Source organism: Kaistia algarum, assembly GCF_026343945.1.
GTDB classification, from domain to species: domain Bacteria; phylum Pseudomonadota; class Alphaproteobacteria; order Rhizobiales; family Kaistiaceae; genus Kaistia; species Kaistia algarum.
The window spans coordinates 324,022-340,836 of record NZ_JAPKNJ010000002.1 but is presented as its reverse complement, the minus strand read 5'-3'; the positions used below and the strand labels follow the sequence as shown (position 1 = coordinate 340,836).

General features: G+C 64.5%; 17 protein-coding genes. 7 read left to right on the top strand and 10 right to left on the bottom strand.

The annotated features are described in order from the left end of the window. Positions 1 to 6 precede the first annotated feature (6 nt). Genes uraD through OSH05_RS14870 form a run of 3 tightly spaced genes read left to right on the top strand, consistent with a single transcriptional unit; the run spans position 7 to position 3,028 of the window. Entirely contained in the window at positions 7 to 528 is a 522-nt protein-coding gene (gene uraD, locus OSH05_RS14880; RefSeq protein ID WP_266352517.1) for a 2-oxo-4-hydroxy-4-carboxy-5-ureidoimidazoline decarboxylase, read from the top strand. Then, positions 525 to 1,814 carry an allantoate amidohydrolase gene (locus OSH05_RS14875; RefSeq protein WP_104218877.1) on the top strand — a complete coding sequence of 430 codons (1,290 nt, stop codon included), beginning with the start codon at positions 525 to 527 and terminating at the stop codon, positions 1,812 to 1,814. Before uraD ends, OSH05_RS14875 begins: the two co-directional genes overlap by 4 nt. Next, complete coding sequence (locus OSH05_RS14870) at positions 1,811 to 3,028, top strand: M20/M25/M40 family metallo-hydrolase (RefSeq protein WP_104218876.1); 1,218 nt, start codon at positions 1,811 to 1,813, stop codon at positions 3,026 to 3,028. The genes OSH05_RS14875 and OSH05_RS14870 overlap by 4 nt, the downstream gene beginning before the upstream one ends. On the opposite strand, the gene OSH05_RS14865 is transcribed toward OSH05_RS14870, so the two are convergent. Genes OSH05_RS14865 through OSH05_RS14855 form a run of 3 tightly spaced genes read right to left on the bottom strand, consistent with a single transcriptional unit; the run spans position 3,020 to position 5,273 of the window. Then, positions 3,020 to 3,538, bottom strand: a complete 519-nt coding sequence (locus tag OSH05_RS14865; RefSeq protein WP_104218875.1) for an isoprenylcysteine carboxyl methyltransferase family protein — start codon at positions 3,536 to 3,538, stop codon at positions 3,020 to 3,022. The two genes, OSH05_RS14870 and OSH05_RS14865, sit on opposite strands and share 9 nt — an antisense overlap. Then, entirely contained in the window at positions 3,535 to 4,656 is a 1,122-nt protein-coding gene (locus OSH05_RS14860; RefSeq protein ID WP_165801563.1) for a type III polyketide synthase, read from the bottom strand. Before OSH05_RS14860 ends, OSH05_RS14865 begins: the two co-directional genes overlap by 4 nt. Before the next feature lie 32 nt (positions 4,657 to 4,688). After that, positions 4,689 to 5,273, bottom strand: coding sequence for a tetratricopeptide repeat protein (locus tag OSH05_RS14855; protein ID WP_104218874.1), 585 nt, complete (start codon positions 5,271 to 5,273; stop codon positions 4,689 to 4,691). An 80-nt stretch (positions 5,274 to 5,353) separates the two neighbouring features. On the opposite strand from OSH05_RS14855, the gene OSH05_RS14850 reads away from it, so the two are divergent. Both OSH05_RS14850 and OSH05_RS14845 read left to right on the top strand, forming a co-directional pair. Beyond that, positions 5,354 to 5,860, top strand: a complete 507-nt coding sequence (locus OSH05_RS14850; RefSeq protein WP_104218873.1) for an RNA polymerase sigma factor — start codon at positions 5,354 to 5,356, stop codon at positions 5,858 to 5,860. Next, entirely contained in the window at positions 5,861 to 6,673 is an 813-nt protein-coding gene (locus OSH05_RS14845) for an anti-sigma factor (RefSeq protein ID WP_104218872.1), read from the top strand. On the opposite strand, the gene OSH05_RS14840 is transcribed toward OSH05_RS14845, so the two are convergent. Together OSH05_RS14840 and rimO are read right to left on the bottom strand one after the other, a co-directional pair. Further along, entirely contained in the window at positions 6,670 to 7,878 is a 1,209-nt protein-coding gene (locus OSH05_RS14840) for an acyltransferase family protein (protein WP_104218871.1), read from the bottom strand. The two genes, OSH05_RS14845 and OSH05_RS14840, sit on opposite strands and share 4 nt — an antisense overlap. A gap of 126 nt (positions 7,879 to 8,004) precedes the next feature. Then, on the bottom strand, positions 8,005 to 9,321 hold the full coding sequence (gene rimO / locus OSH05_RS14835; RefSeq protein ID WP_104218870.1) for a 30S ribosomal protein S12 methylthiotransferase RimO: 1,317 nt from the start codon (positions 9,319 to 9,321) through the stop codon (positions 8,005 to 8,007). Positions 9,322 to 9,571: 250 nt separating this feature from the next. Between rimO and OSH05_RS14830 the strand changes: the two genes are divergently transcribed. Further along, positions 9,572 to 9,991, top strand: a complete 420-nt coding sequence (locus OSH05_RS14830) for a group III truncated hemoglobin (protein ID WP_104218869.1) — start codon at positions 9,572 to 9,574, stop codon at positions 9,989 to 9,991. 406 nt (positions 9,992 to 10,397) lie between these two features. On the opposite strand, the gene OSH05_RS14825 is transcribed toward OSH05_RS14830, so the two are convergent. The 4 genes from OSH05_RS14825 to OSH05_RS14810 form a co-directional block, all read right to left on the bottom strand. Beyond that, on the bottom strand, positions 10,398 to 11,180 hold the full coding sequence (locus OSH05_RS14825) for a hypothetical protein (RefSeq protein ID WP_104218868.1): 783 nt from the start codon (positions 11,178 to 11,180) through the stop codon (positions 10,398 to 10,400). Positions 11,181 to 11,293: 113 nt separating this feature from the next. Further along, positions 11,294 to 12,226 carry a lysylphosphatidylglycerol synthase transmembrane domain-containing protein gene (locus tag OSH05_RS14820; RefSeq protein ID WP_207778741.1) on the bottom strand — a complete coding sequence of 311 codons (933 nt, stop codon included), beginning with the start codon at positions 12,224 to 12,226 and terminating at the stop codon, positions 11,294 to 11,296. A 144-nt stretch (positions 12,227 to 12,370) separates the two neighbouring features. Then, positions 12,371 to 13,210 (bottom strand): MBL fold metallo-hydrolase, encoded by an 840-nt coding sequence (locus tag OSH05_RS14815; protein ID WP_104218867.1) that lies wholly within the window; start codon positions 13,208 to 13,210, stop codon positions 12,371 to 12,373. After that, entirely contained in the window at positions 13,203 to 14,009 is an 807-nt protein-coding gene (locus OSH05_RS14810; RefSeq protein ID WP_104218866.1) for a TatD family hydrolase, read from the bottom strand. The genes OSH05_RS14815 and OSH05_RS14810 overlap by 8 nt, the downstream gene beginning before the upstream one ends. 155 nt (positions 14,010 to 14,164) lie before the next feature. On the opposite strand from OSH05_RS14810, the gene OSH05_RS14805 reads away from it, so the two are divergent. After that, on the top strand, positions 14,165 to 15,208 hold the full coding sequence (locus tag OSH05_RS14805) for a glycosyl transferase family 90 (protein WP_104218865.1): 1,044 nt from the start codon (positions 14,165 to 14,167) through the stop codon (positions 15,206 to 15,208). A 16-nt stretch (positions 15,209 to 15,224) separates the two neighbouring features. Here OSH05_RS14805 and metG read toward each other — a convergent pair whose 3' ends face one another. After that, complete coding sequence (gene metG / locus OSH05_RS14800) at positions 15,225 to 16,784, bottom strand: methionine--tRNA ligase (protein WP_104218864.1); 1,560 nt, start codon at positions 16,782 to 16,784, stop codon at positions 15,225 to 15,227. Between the last annotated feature and the right edge of the window lie 31 nt (positions 16,785 to 16,815).

The window sequence follows — 16,815 nt, the reverse complement described above, 5'->3', positions numbered from 1 at the left end:
GACCCCATGCCGAATCCGCCGCTGACGCTCGACGAAGTCAACCGCATGGACGAGGCGGCCTTCGTGGCCGCCTTCGGCGATATTGCCGAGCATTCTCCATGGGTTGCGGAGGCGGCTTTCGCCTTCGCGCCGTTTCTGGATCACGCGGCGCTGGTCGCTGCCTTCCACCGCGCCATGGCCGAAATGGACCGCGAAGCCCAGCTCGCTTTGCTGCGCGAGCACCCGGATCTCGCCGGCAAGGCCGCGATCGCGGGTTCGCTCGCGCCTGAATCCTACAACGAGCAATCCGGCGCTGGTCTCGATCGGATGACGTCCGAGGAATACGCGTTCTTCACCGATCTGAACACACGCTACCGCGCCCGCCATGGCATCCCGTTCATCCGCGCGGTGAAAGGTTCGACCAAGGCGCAGATCATCGCCGCCTTCCAGGAACGGCTCCCCAACGATCCGGAGACGGAGTTCCAGACGGCGCTCGGCCAGGTCCAGCGGATCCTGCGCTTCCGCCTTGAGGACCGGGTCGCGTCATGAGCGCGGTAGCGTCCAGTGCGCCGTCGATGCGTGAACTCGGCGAAAAGGCCCAGCGCATGATCGATGCGCTCGCGGCGATCTCGGCCGATCCGGATCGACTGACCCGCCTCTATCTGACGCCTGAGCATAAGCGTGCCGCCGAACTGGTCGGCGAATGGATGGCTGCCAGCGGTCTTTCCGTCCGCATGGACGCTGCCGGCACGATGCGCGGCTCGCTGCCGCCTGGCCGCTCGGGGAAGAGCTCCAACAAGGCTCTCTTGATCGGCTCGCATATCGACACGGTCATCGATGCCGGCCGCTATGACGGCAATTTGGGCGTCGTGGTGGCCGTCCTTGCTGTCGAGACGCTGAAGGCGAGGGGAGTGAAATTGCCCTTCGGCCTGGAAATCCTCGCCTTTGGGGACGAGGAGGGCGTGCGCTTCCCGGTAACGCTGACGAGTTCGGCGGTTGCCGCTGGCGTCTTCGATCCGAAGGCCCTTGCCGTCACGGATGAGGGCGATACATCGCTCGCCGCCGCACTGACTGCGTTCGGCGGCGATCCCACGCGCTTGCAGCAGGAGGCCTATGCCCGCCCTGGCGTGCTAGGCTATCTCGAAGTCCATATTGAGCAGGGGCCGGTACTGGAGCGGGTGAACGAGCCGCTCGGCGTGGTCACGGCCATCGCCAGCCAGAGCCGCCACCGCGTGCGGATCAAGGGCGAGGCGGGGCATGCCGGTACCGTACCGATGGGCATGCGCCACGACGCGCTGACGGCGGCGGCCGAGATCATTCTCGAAATCGAGGCGATCGCCCGGAAGGGCAAGAAGCACTCGCTGGTGGCGACAGTCGGTCATGTCGAGGTGATGCCAGGCGCTTCCAACGTCATCCCGGCCGATGTCCGCTTCACCGTTGATGTCCGGGCTGCCGACGATGCGGCGCGGCAGGCGGCCGTCGAGACGATCAAGAATTTCGCTCGCAAGATCGACCGCCGCCGGCATGTGGTCGTGGGCGTCGAGACGATGATGGAAAAGTCCGTCGCGCGTTGTGCGCCGCGCCTGCAAAAGGCGATCGGCACGGCGGTTGCCGCCATCCAGGGCAAGCCGGCGCGTGCGTTGATGTCCGGGGCCGGTCATGACGGCCAGTCCATGGTCCAGCTCGGCGATTTCGGTATGATCTTTGTGCGCTGCCGGGCCGGCATCAGCCATAATCCCAACGAGTCGGTGACAATCGACGACATGGGCGCGGCCGTGGAGGCGCTGGTCGGCACCATTGCCGAGATCGCCCGCCAGGAGAGTGCCGAGCGATGATCCGCGAAGCGGTCGACGCAAATTTCGGTCGCGAGGTCGAATTTCTGAAGGCTCTGATCCGCCTGCCGAGCAGCAACCCGCCGGGCGACTGCGCACCGCATGCCGAAGCCGTGGCTGCCATGCTTCAGGAATTGGGCTTCCATGTCGAAATCCACCCGGTTCCCGACCCCTTCGCACGGCAATATGGCCTGAAGAGTATCGTCAACCTCATCGTCCGCCGCAGCTTTGGCGTGGGCAGGGGCCCGGTGATCGCCCTCAATGCGCATGGCGACGTGGTGCCGCCGGGGGAGGGCTGGTCAACCGACCCCTATGGCGCCGACGAGCGTCGCGGCGCGATTTATGGGCGCGGCGCTGCCGTATCGAAATCCGACTTCGCCACCTATGCCTTCGCGCTGCTCGCCCTCGGGAAATCCAGGAAGCCGCTCGACGGCGGCGTCGAACTGCACTTCACCTATGACGAGGAGAGCGGCGGATTCGTCGGGCCGAAATGGTTGCTCGAACACGGCCATAGCCGCGCGAACTATGCAATTACTGCCGGCTTCTCCTATGCGATCACGACGGCCCATAGCGGCGTGCTGCATCTCGAAGTCATCGTGCGGGGCCGACAGGCCCATTCCTCCGTTCCTTCCGCCGGTGCGGACGCACTGGAGGCGACGGTGCCAATCCTTGCCGCGATCTATGCCGAGCGGAGGCGCCTTGCATCCATCGTCTCCGCCGATCCCGGCATCGGTTCGCCGCAGATCACGGTCGGCCTCATCTCCGGCGGCACGAACACCAATGTCGTGCCGGAGCGGATCGTCATCCGGATCGACCGGCGGCTGATCACGGAAGAAGACGGTGAGACGGTCGAGGCGGAACTGATCGAGCGGATCGAGGCGGCAGCTGTGCCGACACCAGGCATCGAGATCGAATGCCGGCGCATACTGCTCGCCGAGCCGCTCCGGCCGCTGCCTGGCGTGGAACAGCTCGTGGCGGCGTTGAAGACGCCGGCGGAGGCCGTTCTGGGCGTGCCGATCGAGGTTACGGGCGTGCCGCTCTTCACAGATGCCCGTCACTATGCGGCGGCCGGCATTCCGACCGTGCTCTATGGCGCCGGGCCCCGCTCCATCGTCGAGGCCAATGCCTATTCGGCCGACGAGCATCTGCGTCTCGACGATTTGCGCGCCGCGACCGAGATCGTCGCCCGGGCACTGGAAACGCTGCTCTCAGTCTGAAGCGGCGACCCTCCTGCGCGGCTTCAGAGCCCGATCCTCAACATGGATTCGGTAGGTCAGCAACGCCGCATTGAGCAATCCAAACAACAGCGCCACAACTGGCAGATTCAGGATCAGCGGCAGAACCGGGATCTCGGCAGCGACAAGCAGATAGTTTGGGTGCTCGAGCCAGCGATAAGGTCCACGCCGCTGAAGGGGCGCATCGGGCAGGGTCACGATCCGCGTCGTCCAATAAGGCCCGAGGCTCGCGATAATCCAGATTCGCAACATCTGCAGGACGGCGAAGATTGCGAGCAGCAGCCAAGGAACATTCTCCGTTGGCCGAGCGAGCAAAATAAGCGCGGCGAGCCACGATGCATGCAGCGCGATGAAGAGCGGATAGTGCTCGCCCCCAACCTCGCGTCCACCCCGGGCCAGCAGCCGGGCGGCATTTCGTCGTGCGTAGGCGAGTTCAATTCCGCGCTGCAGCACGACGAAACCCAGCAAGGCATAGATCCAGAAAAGCGTCATGACGCGCTACGTGACGCTCCCACTTCGACAAATTGGAACGCCGCCGTGAAGCCCGGCCCAAGGGAGGAGAGCAGCAATTGGCCGCTGGCGCCGTTGCGGATCAGATCGTCAAGGACGAAGAGCACAGTCGGCGCTGACATGTTGCCATAATTGCGCAGCACACGGCGTTCGGCGTCCAGTTCACCCTCGCCATAGCCGAAGACGCGTTCCAGCTCGACGACTACCTTGGCGCCGCCAGGATGACAGCACGGCCGATCGATCGCCGAACGGGTGAGGCCCCGACGAGCGAGAAAACCATCCAGCGCACCGGGATAGTCGCGGGCGGTGATCTCCGGAATGCTCTGCTGGAAGATCACGTCCAGCCCCTGACCGTCGACATCCCAGCCCATCACGCCCAGCGTTCCAGGCCAGCAATGCTCGCCTCCGTCGCCGATCGTGATGCCGCCGGCGCCTTCCGTGTCGCTCGACAGGATAGCCGCCGCCGCACCGTCCCCGAAAAGGGCACAGGCAACCATGTTGGCCTTGCTGATCCGGTCATAGCGGAACGCGAGGGAGGAAAGCTCGACGACGATCAGAAGCACGTTCAGACCCGGCTGCGACCGGGCCATCTGGGCAGCTCGCGTCATGCCGATCACGCCGCCCGCGCAGCCGAGCCCGAAGATCGGCAGACGCATGACATCGCTGCGGAACGGCATCCGGTTCATCAGCCGCGCCTCGATACTCGGCGTCGAGATGCCCGTCGAGCTGACGAAGACGATGGCGTCGATGTCGGCTTCGGTCATCGCCGCGGCCTCCAGCGCGCGGCGAGCCGCGTCCTCAGCCAAAGCCGTGGCATGCTCGACATAAAGGCGAGTCTTCTCGCCGAAATCGGCCGGTCCGAGGAACCATTCAACCGGCAGGCAGGAATAGCGGTAGTCGATCGCGGCGTTGTCGAACACTTGTTCCAGCTGGGGGAAGAACGGCATCCGGCTGGCGAAAACCTCCCGCGCCCGCTCCTTCGCGAGGGCTTGGGGAACTTTGTGCGGCGGCGTCGCGGTGACGAGCGAGCGCATGGACACGTTGAGGGCAGCGACAGCGCCCAAGGGCGCCGCCGGGACGGTGGATGAACGGTCGAGCATGATCTTGTTGGACCTTCTGCCTGGTCGGCCCGCTATTCCGGCCTGCCGGCGAGCGCGTTGGCGAGATCCTGATACTGCTCGCATTCGCGGTTGCCGCATAGCTGCTCGATCGTGGCCAGCTCGGCCTGGGCGAGTTCCAGCTTTCCGGCGCTCATATAGCCTTCGCCAAGATATTCGCGAGTGTTCAGATTGTGCGGATCGATGGCGAGGGCCTGCTTGTAATAGCCGATGCCGACGTCGGTATCGCCCATCTTGCGATGGCTGTAGCCGATATAGGTCAGCACCACGGCGTCGTTCTTGTTGGAGACGGCGTCGAGAACGGCGAGGGCGTTGTCGTAGTAGCCAGAAAGGGCAAGAGCCCGGCCCTGCTCCAGCAATTGCTTGTCGTCGAGACTGCCGGAATTGGCCTTCACGCAGCGCTGCACCGCCTTGCTCCACACCCAGCCCTTGTTGCACACCTGCTGGGCCGGCACGCTGTTGCTGCCCCCGCCACCACCGCCACCGCTACCGCCGCCACTTCCGCTCGCCGCAAAGGCGGAGGAGGCGACGAGACCACAGAAACCGGCCATAGCCAGGGCGACGACGGATCGCTTCGCCGATTGAGACATGATAGTCATGGATCTCTCCTGATGCGCCGTCGCCCGATTGCGAAGGCACGCGATGAACAGCCCCCAAGTCGGTCTTATTCGCTCCCCGCATGGTCACTCCCGGTCACGAAGAGGTGAAAAGCGGATTGCGGGTCCATCTGGCGGCCCTCTGGCGTTATGGCCTCGTGCTGTCCCGCAATCGGGATACAGCTGAAGAACTGGTTCAGGCGACCTGCCTGCGGGCGCTGGAGCGCGCCGAGCAGTTTCAATCCGGCACAAGGCTGGATCGTTGGCTGTTTACGATCCTGCATTCCATATGGATCAACGACCTGCGCGCGCGCCGTGTGCGGCACGGGACCGGTGAGGTCGATGCCGAGATCGCGCTTGTGGTCGACGGCGCCCATGAGATCGAAACGAATATTCTGGCGGCTCAACTGTTAGAGCGGATCGGAAGACTTCCGGAGGCGCAGCGGGAGACGGTCCTTCTCGTCTATGGCGAAGGCTACGCTTATCGCGAGGCGGCGGATCTGCTCGGGGTGCCGATCGGGACAATCATGAGCCGGCTGGCCGCGGCCCGCGAAAAGCTGGCCGAAACTACGGAAAGGGGGCGGGACTAGATGGCGGAGATCGATCCAACCGACCGCGACGCTCTCGTCGCCCTGCTCGACGGAGAGATCGAGCCGGATACAGGCGAAGCGATCATCGCCCGCCTCGGCGGGGATGCCGCCTTGCGGGATCAATTCGCACGCCTGGAGCGGAGCGGGCAGGGGATTCGTCCGGCCTTCGACTTCCTGCTGGATACAGCGCCGATCGAGCGCCTCGACGCCATCCTCGACCGTGCCATTGCCGATCAGGCCCCGCCAAGGGCACCCGTCCAGGAGCCGGTGCGCCGCAAGCCCTGGCCGCTCTTCCGCATCGCGCTCGCCCCGGTCTTGACGGCGGTCATCGCCGGCATTGCCGGTATCTGGATCGGCTACGCGGTTCTCGGCGCGCCGTCCAGTGGTCCGCCCGAAACCTGGCGGGAGGCCGTAGCCGAATATTGGCGGCTGACAACGCCCGATACGCTGGCCATCGAACCCACCGCCGACCACGCCGCGCGCCAGTTGCAGCTCGCTGCCGAACGGCTCGGCCTGCCGCTCGCCATGCAGAACGTGGCCTTGCCGGATGCGTCATTTCGAGGTGCGACGATCTTCGATTTCGCCGGCCGTCCATTGGCGCAGATCGCCTATCTGAACCGCGACGGCGAGCCGATCGCGTTCTGCCTGATCACCGATCCAAACAAGCGCGAGACGCCGCCCACGGCGATTGTGGTGGACGGATTCAACGTCGTCCATTGGGCAAGCGGCGGCTTTGCGCGCATGCTGATCGGCCGCGTGCCGGAAGAGACGCTGAAGCGCTATGCGGCGCTGCTGATCGACAACGCCGGCTAGGAGGGCAGGGCGTCCCTCGCCTCGAAGCGCCCCTTCAACTTGCCGGGCAAGTGGCGGTCGACGATGCGGCGCGTCCAGCGCCGGCCCGGCGTTTCGATCCATGCATAGGTCACCGACGAGGCGACCAGCACGACAGCGAGGACGCCCAGCGTCAGCAGATCGCCCTGCCAGCGCTCGCGACCGACGAACAGCGCCGGGTGGCCATCGCGAAAGCCGGGCGTCGTCAAATCGATGCCGGTGCGGCGCTCAAGCGTGTGGACTGCCATCATCAGAACATGCAGCACCGGCACATGCACCATGTAGATCGAATAGGACAGGACACCGACTCTGAGGGCAGGGCGCGAGCGAAGGCCGGCGCTGACCGCCCCGCCCTCCACCGCAAAAACGAGAACGCCGACAAGGAAGACCAGCGACCCGGCCAACGACAGCGGCGTGATCCCGGCAATCGATACGAAGGCGACGATGGCGAAGACGGTGGCGATCTCGATGAATGTCCAAAGCGGCCGGCTCAGCCGAGCGGCCCACGCCTGCAGATCGATGCCGCTATAGAGCGCGTAGCCGAGCACGCCGGCGCTGAAGCCTCCCATGGCGCGGATAAGGCCGAAATCATAGGTCGCGTCCATGTTGCGCGGGCTGATCCAGCCAAGCAGAAGCGGACAGGTGAACGCGACCACGACCAGTAGGCGAACGAGACGACCGGCGGGGAGGGCGGTCGCGACGAAGGCGAACAGGAGATAGGTGGCGAGTTCCGCGCTGATGCTCCAGCTCGGAAAATTCCAGGTGAGCGAGCGTTCGAAGCCAAGTCCCTGGATCATGAAGAGATTGGCGGCAAGCGAGCCAAGCCCCCGATCGGCGGTCGAGAATGGCGCGGCGTCATGCCCTGCGAGCCCACGAAGCAGGAGAGGGAGGCATTCGAGCACCACAAGCACCAGCAACATGGCGACATGGAGCGGATAGAGGCGCCCCATCCGGAGCAGCATGAATCGCCCTACCCCGAAGCCCTCCCGGAGGTCCCGAGCATAGTTGGCAGCGATGACGAAGCCGCTCAGAACAAAGAAGAAATCGACAAACAGATAGGCGTTCGCAACGACGCCAAGCAGGCGGAAATGGCTATAGGCGTTGAAGTGGAAGATCGCGACCATGGCAGCGCAGAAGCCACGGCAGCCATCCAGGGCCGCGAAATGCCGGTTGGTCGGAGAAAACAAGCGCGTGGCCCGTCCTGCGGGAATCGCAGCGGGGCACAACGAGCCCCCGCCATGCCTTGCGCCGATTCCGTTCGGTCGCGGCCACTCTAGGTGGCAGAAATTAAGGAATGTTCGCCGCGAGGGGCCTCAGACAACCACGGCGTGGAGATCATAGGCATCCGCGCTTTCGATCCTTGCCGTGACGATCTCACCGGCCCGGATCGGGCGGCGCGACGTGAGGTGGACAGTACCATCGATCTCGGGAGCGTCCCAGACAGTGCGCGCCTTGGCCGTCAGGCCCGAGCTCTCATCGACGATGACCTGCACCCGGCGGCCGACCTTTTTCGCCAGCTGCCTGGCGCTGATCGCCTGCTGGCGCTGCATGAAGCGGTTCCAGCGCTGCTGCTTGACCTCTTCGGGAACGGCGCCGGCCAGTTCGTTGGCCGGGGCGCCGTCGACCGGCTCGAACTTGAAGCAGCCGACGCGGTCGAGCTTCACCTCATCGAGCCAATCAAGCAGGAACTCGAAATCCTCGTCCGTCTCGCCGGGAAACCCGACGATAAAGGTCGAGCGGATGGCCATGTCCGAACAGATCTCGCGCCAGCGATGAATGCGCTCGGCTGTCTTTTCCTGATGCGCGGGCCGGCGCATCGCCTTCAGCACGGACGGGCTCGCATGCTGGAACGGGATGTCGATATAGGGGAGGATCTTGCCCTCGGCCATCAGTTCGACCACGGCGTCGACGTGAGGGTAGGGGTAGACATAATGCATGCGCACCCAGGCGCCAAGTTCGCCCAGCGCCGCCGAAAGGTCGAGGAATTTCGCCCTCACCTCGCGGTCGCGCCACGGGCTCGCGGCATATTTCAAATCGACGCCATAGGCGCTGGTGTCCTGCGAGATGACCAGCAGCTCTTTGACGCCCGCCTTCACCAGACGCTCGGCCTCGCGCAGCACGTCGCCAGCCGGCCGGCTGACGAGATCGCCGCGCAGCTTCGGGATGATGCAGAACGAACAGCGATTGTTGCAGCCTTCCGAGATCTTCAGATAGGCGTAGTGCCTCGGCGTCAGCTTGATGCCCTGCGGCGGCACGAGATCGACAAAGGGATCGTGCGCCGGCGGTACGGCCTGATGCACGGCACCGAGCACGCTTTCATATTGCTGTGGCCCGGTGATCGCTAGCACGTTCGGGAAGGCGTGGCGGATCTGCTCGGGCTCGGCGCCCATACAGCCCGTGACGATGACCTTGCCATTCTCCTTCATCGCCAGGCCGATCGCCTCGAGCGACTCCGCCTTGGCGCTGTCGAGGAAACCACATGTATTGACGATGACGACGTCGGCGCCGTCATGATGGCGCGACAGTTCGTATCCCTCGGAACGCAGATGCGTCAGGATCCGCTCGGAATCGACGAGCGCCTTGGGGCAGCCGAGGCTGACGAAGGAAATGCGCGGGGCTTCGCTATTCATGAAATGAGAGTCTCGATATGCGTGATCGGCAGGCGGTCCGTTCGGCGGGTGACGAACGCGCCGCGCTTCGCGCGGAAACGGGTCGGCGGACGGCCGACTTTTCACCGTTCTCTAGTGTTGGACGTTTATCTGTCGAAGAGACCGGTATCTGTCAATTGAAACCTAGCGGCGGCTTGCCGCAGCGGCTTGTTCGGCAACAGCCCAGCGCTTAGCTGCGATGGCAACAAGACGCCGCGGAGACGGAGCGACCATGGAAACGGGCGGCTGGAACGAGAAAATCGCCGGCGTGGACGAAGCCTCGATCCGCAGGCTGGTCCACACCTTCTATGATCGCGTCCGGCTGGATCCGCTGCTCGGTCCAGTCTTCGACGCACAGATCGACGATTGGCCGGAGCATCTCCAGAAGCTCTGTGACTTCTGGTCCAACGTCGTGCTGCGAACCGGGCGCTATCAGGGCCGGCCGATGCAGAAGCATCTGCGCCTTCCGATCCAGGCGACCCATTTTGACCGCTGGCTGACGCTCTTCCGCGCCACGACGGCCGAGATCATGCCGCCCGACGCGGCGGCGATCTTCATCGACCGCGCCAACCGCATTGCCGACAGCTTCGAACTCGGGATCGGCAGCGTCCGCGGCGAGGTCCGCGCGCCGCGGCACGCCGTCAAGGCCTGACGGCAAAGCACGTCAACATACATGTCGGCGCCGTTAGGCTCTGACCGACCGGCAAGCGCCGTGGCGACGCCTACAGGCTCGTAGCGGGCAGGGCGTCCCCAACTACGCTCAGCATTGCCATCCGATCCTTGATCCAAGGACACGGACACGGACACATTCCGGGCTACAGCGTTCGCCATCGAAAAGAGCACCCGACGGCATGCGAGGGGGAGGAATGGCTACGATTGATCCACGCCGCTCCAGTCTACACGTAATTCGCATAAGATATATTATGGAACCTAATTGACGCTCAGGCGAACCGAGGCTGGATCTTGGCATTTGTCACCGTCGGCGCCCGACCAGCCTTGGCTAGCCGGGCGGCAATCGCTTTGAGCCACAACAAGACCCTGGCCTGACGATCGACCCGTCAGAAGCTCTGCTGGACGCCTCGGACAACGCCGCCCACGGTACCCGTCGTCCAGTTCCATGCCGTACCGACGGCGCGCTCGCTGGCACCCAGCAATCCCTGATGATGGACGGGCGTGCCGGCCGGTGCCGCGGTAGCGGCAGCGTCTTCGACCGGCATGGGCGGAACCGGACCCGAAGGCTCGTAGGCCACGGCCGGCGGCTGGGCCGGAACATAAACCGGGGCCGCATAGGACGGCGCTGCCGCGTCACGCAGGACGCCGAGGTCCTGAGGCGGTGCTCCAGTCTGGACCATGCGCGGTGCGGGCTCAGCCGCCGGCATGGCCGGCGCGGCGATCCGTGCGGCCGGCTCCGCTGCAATGACCGGCGCCTGGCGGACGGTTACATTCGTGGGGCGCGGAACCGGCTTCGGTGGGATCGACATTTCAGCCATCGCGGCCGCCGGTGCAGGAGCGGCCGGCACCGAAGGCGCGGAATAGGCTGTCGGGCCGGCGGCCGTCGAAGCGCTATCCACGCCGCCGTCCTGCGCTGCGGCCTTCGACATGTCGATCTGCCGAATGTTGGAGGCGGGCATCTCCGCGGCGACGGGAAGTTCCGCCGTGCGGGCCGTCATCGCCCCAGGGGCAGGGGCGCTCCCCGAAGATGGAGCGGCGATGAGCCAGGCGCCGGCCAGCGCGGCAGCAGCGGCCGCGGCATACAGGGCGTAGCGGGCCAGGTGCCCTGCCCCATCCTCCCCTTCGGGAGCCAGCTCGATCACGCGTTCGGCAACAAGATAGCCAGCCATGGCACAGTCCCTAAAATTGCTCATCTTTCATGGTGGAGCATGGACCGGCAATCAGGCCCAACTTCGACGTGAATAGGGCAATATTCGGCACTATGTGGCCAAATATTGCCGCATCATGAGTCTGTGCGAGCGAGTTGCGTGCGCTCGAACAACAGAACGATCACCAGCGAGATGGCAAACGGGATGAGGAGGTAAAGCAGCCGGAACACGATCAGGGCCGCGAGCACGTCGTTGGGGTTCAGTTCCGGCATTGCCGCGAGAAACGTGACTTCGAGGACACCGAGTCCTCCGGGGGCATGCGAGAGCAGAGCAAGCGTGAAAGACGCGAGAAAGACGCCAAGGACGATCAGGTAGCCCGGATTGTCGGCCACAGGCAGGGCGAAATAAATGATCGCCGCGGCGCTGCAGAGTTCGATCGGGCCCGCAAGAAGCTGGCGGCCAACGATCGGCAGGCGCGGATACTGGATATGGAAGCGCTTCCAATGAACCGGCGGAAAATGCCGCCAGGAACCGAGTACATACAGCGCCACCAACCCCAGTAGAACGAGACCGATCGCAACGCTCATCCATGGTGGCATGTTGACCAAGCGAGAGACAATGTGCGGGCCAGCGACGAGCACGACGCCGGTCGTCAGCACCGTGCCGAGCGCGAAGGTGAAGGAGCAGAAGACGATCAGCAGGCCGATCTCCTGCGGCGTCAGCCCCCGTGTCGTGTAGGCGCGGTAACGCACCACGGCGCCGGAAAGGACCGAGGCACCGATATTATGCGACAGCGCATAGGTCGTGAACGAGCAGACCGAAATAAACAGCCAGGAGATCTTCTTAGCCCCGATATGGGCGATCGCGATCCGGTCGTACCAGGCGAGCGCGCCATAGGCGCAGAGCGTCGCGACGGCGGATAGCACCCAATTGTGCATGCTGATCGCAGCAAGGCTGTCCGCTACCTCCGCGAAAGAGATGCGGCGGAACTCGCGATAGAGGATGTATCCGGACACGAGAACCGCAACGATGCCGAAAATGGACCAGGCGGCATTGCGGAGTTTCATCAGGCGAGATCCCCTTCCCTCTTCGATACGGCCCCGGAATCTGTCGGCCCGGCCGGAGATTGGCATGCGGGCGAGGGCCGTGCCAAGGAAACAATCTCGTCAAATTGCAGCAATTCATGCTTCGTGATCAGGCAGGCGGCGCCGTCACATCGAAATGTCGAGGACCAGCCCGTCATAGGCCGGCGCGACGTCGCCCGGCAGTTGCGACGTCAGCGATCGATAGTCTAGGTCGCCATGCATATGGGTCAGGACGGTGCGGCGCGGCGCGAGACGGTCCTTCCAGGCCAGCGTTTCATCGACGCTGAAATGGCTCGGATGCGGTCGCCAGCGCAGCGCATCGACGATCCAGAGATCCAGCCCGACCAGCGCAGGGAGCGTCTCGGGCGGCAGGTCGCTGACATCGCTCGAATAGGCAAAATCGCCGATCCGGAAGCCGAGGCTGTCGATATCGCCATGTATCTGCCGGAAAGGCAGGATCTCGACCTTGCCGCCTGGGCCGTCGACCGCAAAGGCGGAGCCGGCGACGATGCGGCGCCTTCCAAGGATCGGAGGATAGCTCCCGCCGGCTGGCGTTCGGAAGCAATAGCCGAAGGCCTCCTCAAGACGCTCCTGGGTGAAATCGTCGGTATAGACCGGCACGAGACGGCGGCTCTCGAGCCAGAAGGCGCGGAGATCGTCGATGCCGTGGGTGTGGTCGGCGTGCGCGTGAGTGTAGAGAACGCCATCCAGCCGATCGACGCGAGCGTCCAGAAGCTGATTGCGCAGGTCCGGTCCCGTATCGACCAGAATGCGTGTCGGATAGGGCCGGTCGGCACGCAAGCCGTCGATCAGGATCGCCGAGCGGGTGCGACGGTTCTTGGGCTCCGATGGATCGCAGGCGCCCCAATCATTGCCGATGCGCGGCACGCCCGGCGAGGCGCCGCAGCCCAGAACGGTGATGCGGAGCCGCTCGATAGGCCCGTGGCCATATTCGCCATCAGCCATGAAACGGCGCCTTGCTTTCGAACGCCTCGGCCGGGATCTTCGCGAACAGGCGGCGGAAATTCGCCGTCGTGATCGCCTCGATCTCGTCGCCAACGCCGATCAGCTCGCCCAGAAACTTCGCAGTATCGCGCACATAGGCCGGCTCGTTGCGCTGGCCGCGATGGGGAATGGGCGCCAGATAGGGCGCGTCCGTCTCGACGAGAAGCCGATCCTTGGGAACGGAGAGCGCGACCTCACGGATCGCCTCGGCGTTGCGGAAGGTCAGGATCCCAGAGAAGGAGACATAAAGGCCGAGCTCGACGCCGACACGCGCGAGTTCAGGACCTGAAGAGAAACAATGCAGGATAGCCGGGAAGGCGCCCTGCCCCATCTCCTCAGTCAGGATCGCGATCATGTCGTCATCGGCATTGCGGGCATGGATCACGAGCGGCAGCCCGGTGATCCGCGCCGCGGCGATGTGGCGGCGAAGCCCGACCGCCTGCACTGCCTTGTGCTCGGCGCCGTAGAAATAGTCGAGCCCGGCCTCGCCGATCGCAACGACCTTCGGGTGGCGGGACAGGTCGACAACCTCTTCCGTGGTGACGTCCGGCTCCTCATGGGCGCTGTTCGGATGAACCCCGACCGAGCAATAGACGTTGCCATGACCCTCGGCGATCGCGAGGACGCGCGGGAAAGTCGCGATCCGCGTGGAGATCGTCACCATCAATCCGACGCCTGCCTCCGCCGCTCGGGCCATGAGCGCCGCGCGGTCGGCGTCGAAATCGGCAAAATCAAGATGGCAGTGGCTGTCTACGAGCATTTCAATGGACTTCAAGTACGGGCGCCTTACGATATCGGCGCCGCTTATCGGCCCTGTCAGTACCGGCTTACGCCGGCCCTGTCGACCGTTCTGGACAGTACGGATCGCCGCAATCTAGACTTCGCTCCTTCGGCGTCGCGAGAGTCGGGCCAGCTTTGCTAACCACCGAGAAGATCCTGTTCGGCTCCGTGCCGAAGCGCCTCAAGGAAGAGGCGATGCTGCGGCGGCTCGGCACCGCCCTCCCTACCATGACCCCCTCCCCGCCCACCCTCGCCTTCGAGCATGGCGGCGAGCGCAGCCGTCACCGCCATCAGGTGGCTTTTGGACGGGAAGGCAATCGTCTGAGCATCATTCTCGACCGGGAGCGCCTTGCCGGCGACTGGGAACTTTACCGCATGACGTGGCGGCGACTGCCGACGCTGATCCGGCTCCTGTCGCGCGCTTCGCGGGAGCTCGCGCCGATCAGCGCCAATATCTCGGATGGCGGCGGCAATCAACCGGAGGAGCTGGCCTTCTGCTCCGACGAGCCGCAAGCCTTTCTTGTGCCAGATCCGGCCTTCATGACCACGCATCTCTATGAGCCATTCCGCGAGCTTGGCGACAGCCAACCGGACCGGTGGCACGCGCGTAGGGACACGCTGCTCTGGCGCGGTGCCATTGCCGGCGAAGGACTCACGGTGACGCAAGCGATGGAAGTCGACGACCCGGCATTGAAACAGCGCGTGCGTCTCTGCCTTGCGCTGCGCGGTCTGCCGGATGTCGATGTGAAGCTGCTGTCGACCCACCGCGACAAGGCCGAGCACCAGGCCACCGCGGCGTTGGGAGCGCATGGCATCCTCGGCGGCTCGATCGCGCCGTCTCGCTGGATCGACGTCAAATTCGCGCTCGACATAGATGGCCCGACCAATAGCTGGGCGAATTTCTACACCCGCCTGCTGCTCGGCTGCTGCGTGCTGAAGGTCTCCTCGCAGAGCGGATTCCGGCAGTGGTATTATGACGACCTCGTCGAATGGACCCACTACGTTCCCGTCGCGGCCGACCTTTCCGATCTGATCGAAAAGGTCGAATGGTGCCGCGAACACGACCTAGCCTGCCGGGACATTGCCAATGCCGGACAGGAGTTCGCACTTCGGCGCACGGCCGAATCGGAGACGGTCGCGACGGTCCAGCGCATCAACGAGCGCTTCGGCGCAAGATGAGCACGAGAACGCGCCGTCAGCCGGCGGCGCCCTCTTCCTTCTCCTGATAGCGTGGGAACACGCCAGCCGGCGGCGGCAGCACGGCTCCAGCCTTGAGCCGACCAACCGGCCCAAGCGCATCGAAGTCACGGCGATCGGCCGGGACCGCCAGCAAATCGAGCAGTTTCGCCGCCGAGCCGGGCATGGCCGGCTGGGAGAGAATCGCGATCTGGCGGATCAATTCGGCCGTCACATAAAGGACGGTACCCATCCGCGCCGGATCGGTCTTGCGCAATTGCCACGGCGCGGCATTGGCGAAATAGCGGTTCGCCTCGGCGACCAGCCCCCAGACGGCATTCAACGCCAGATGGATCTGCTGGCCGTCGAAGGCTTCCCGGCAGAGCGGCAGCAATCCGTCTGCGGCCGACAGGATCGCCTCGTCCTCGGCCGTCAGAGCGCCCGGCTCGGGCAGGACGCCGTCAAGGTTCTTGCCGATCATGGAAAGCGAGCGCTGCGCCAGATTACCAAGGTCATTGGCGAGGTCGGCATTGACGCGGTTGACGATCGCCTCGTGACTGTAATTGCCGTCCTGGCCGAACGGCACCTCGCGCAGGAAGAAGAAGCGCACTGGATCGACGCCATATTCCGCGACCAGCGAGAACGGGTCGATGACGTTGCCGACCGACTTCGACATCTTCTCGCCGCGGTTGAACAGGAACCCATGCGCGAAGACGCGCTTCGGCGGTTCCAGTCCTGCCGAGAATAGGAAAGCGGGCCAATAGACCGTGTGGAAGCGGACGATGTCCTTGCCGATCACGTGCAGATCGGCTGGCCAGTAGCGGCGGAAAGACTCACTCTCGACATCGGGATAGCCGACGCCGGTGATGTAGTTCGTCAGCGCGTCGACCCAGACATACATGACATGCTTCGGATCGCCAGGCACCGGAATGCCCCAGTCGAAGGTTGTGCGCGAGATCGACAGATCCTTGAGCCCGCCCTTGACGAAGCTCACCACCTCGTTGCGGCGCTCATCGGGTCCGATGAACTCCGGGTGCGCCTCGAAATGAGCGAGCAGCCGGTCCTGATAGGCTGAAAGGCGGAAGAAATAGCTCTCCTCTTCGACCCAGTCGACCGGCGTGCCCTGCGGACCATAGCGAACGCCGTCGGCCCGAACTTCCGTCTCGCTCTCGGCGTAGTACGCCTCGTCGCGGACGGAATACCAGCCGGCATAGGTGTCCTTGTAGATATCACCCGCTGCCTGCATGCGCTCCCATATCGCCTGCGAGGCGGCACGATGGCGCGGCTCGGTCGTGCGAATGAAATCGTCGTTGGAGCAGTCCAGCGCCTCGGCCATCGCCTGGAAGCGCGGCACGTTGCGGTCGGCCAGTTCGCGTGGCGACACGCCTTCGCGCGCCGCCGTCTGCACCATCTTGATGCCGTGCTCGTCCGTGCCGGTCAGGAAGTGGACGTCGTAGCCGTCATGGCGCTTGAACCGCGCCAGGGCGTCGGTTGCCAGAATCTCATAGGCATGGCCGATATGCGGCACGCCGTTCGGATAGGCAATCGCTGTGGTTACGTAGAATTTGGGCGCCGTCATCGGCTGCTCGCCTTTCGTATGTTCCGCACCA

What these genes read in the sequence shown, in the direction of transcription:
- uraD (WP_266352517.1), top strand. Translation starts at nt 7, where the DNA reads ATGCCGAATCCGCCGCTGACGCTCGACGAAGTCAACCGCATGGACGAG.
- OSH05_RS14875 (WP_104218877.1), top strand. Translation starts at nt 525, where the DNA reads ATGAGCGCGGTAGCGTCCAGTGCGCCGTCGATGCGTGAACTCGGCGAA.
- OSH05_RS14870 (WP_104218876.1), top strand. Translation starts at nt 1,811, where the DNA reads ATGATCCGCGAAGCGGTCGACGCAAATTTCGGTCGCGAGGTCGAATTT.
- OSH05_RS14865 (WP_104218875.1), bottom strand. Translation starts at nt 3,538, where the DNA reads ATGACGCTTTTCTGGATCTATGCCTTGCTGGGTTTCGTCGTGCTGCAG.
- OSH05_RS14860 (WP_165801563.1), bottom strand. Translation starts at nt 4,656, where the DNA reads ATGCTCGACCGTTCATCCACCGTCCCGGCGGCGCCCTTGGGCGCTGTC.
- OSH05_RS14855 (WP_104218874.1), bottom strand. Translation starts at nt 5,273, where the DNA reads ATGACTATCATGTCTCAATCGGCGAAGCGATCCGTCGTCGCCCTGGCT.
- OSH05_RS14850 (WP_104218873.1), top strand. Translation starts at nt 5,354, where the DNA reads ATGGTCACTCCCGGTCACGAAGAGGTGAAAAGCGGATTGCGGGTCCAT.
- OSH05_RS14845 (WP_104218872.1), top strand. Translation starts at nt 5,861, where the DNA reads ATGGCGGAGATCGATCCAACCGACCGCGACGCTCTCGTCGCCCTGCTC.
- rimO (WP_104218870.1), bottom strand. Translation starts at nt 9,321, where the DNA reads ATGAATAGCGAAGCCCCGCGCATTTCCTTCGTCAGCCTCGGCTGCCCC.
- OSH05_RS14830 (WP_104218869.1), top strand. Translation starts at nt 9,572, where the DNA reads ATGGAAACGGGCGGCTGGAACGAGAAAATCGCCGGCGTGGACGAAGCC.
- OSH05_RS14825 (WP_104218868.1), bottom strand. Translation starts at nt 11,180, where the DNA reads ATGGCTGGCTATCTTGTTGCCGAACGCGTGATCGAGCTGGCTCCCGAA.
- OSH05_RS14820 (WP_207778741.1), bottom strand. Translation starts at nt 12,226, where the DNA reads ATGAAACTCCGCAATGCCGCCTGGTCCATTTTCGGCATCGTTGCGGTT.
- OSH05_RS14815 (WP_104218867.1), bottom strand. Translation starts at nt 13,210, where the DNA reads ATGGCTGATGGCGAATATGGCCACGGGCCTATCGAGCGGCTCCGCATC.
- OSH05_RS14810 (WP_104218866.1), bottom strand. Translation starts at nt 14,009, where the DNA reads ATGCTCGTAGACAGCCACTGCCATCTTGATTTTGCCGATTTCGACGCC.
- metG (WP_104218864.1), bottom strand. Translation starts at nt 16,784, where the DNA reads ATGACGGCGCCCAAATTCTACGTAACCACAGCGATTGCCTATCCGAAC.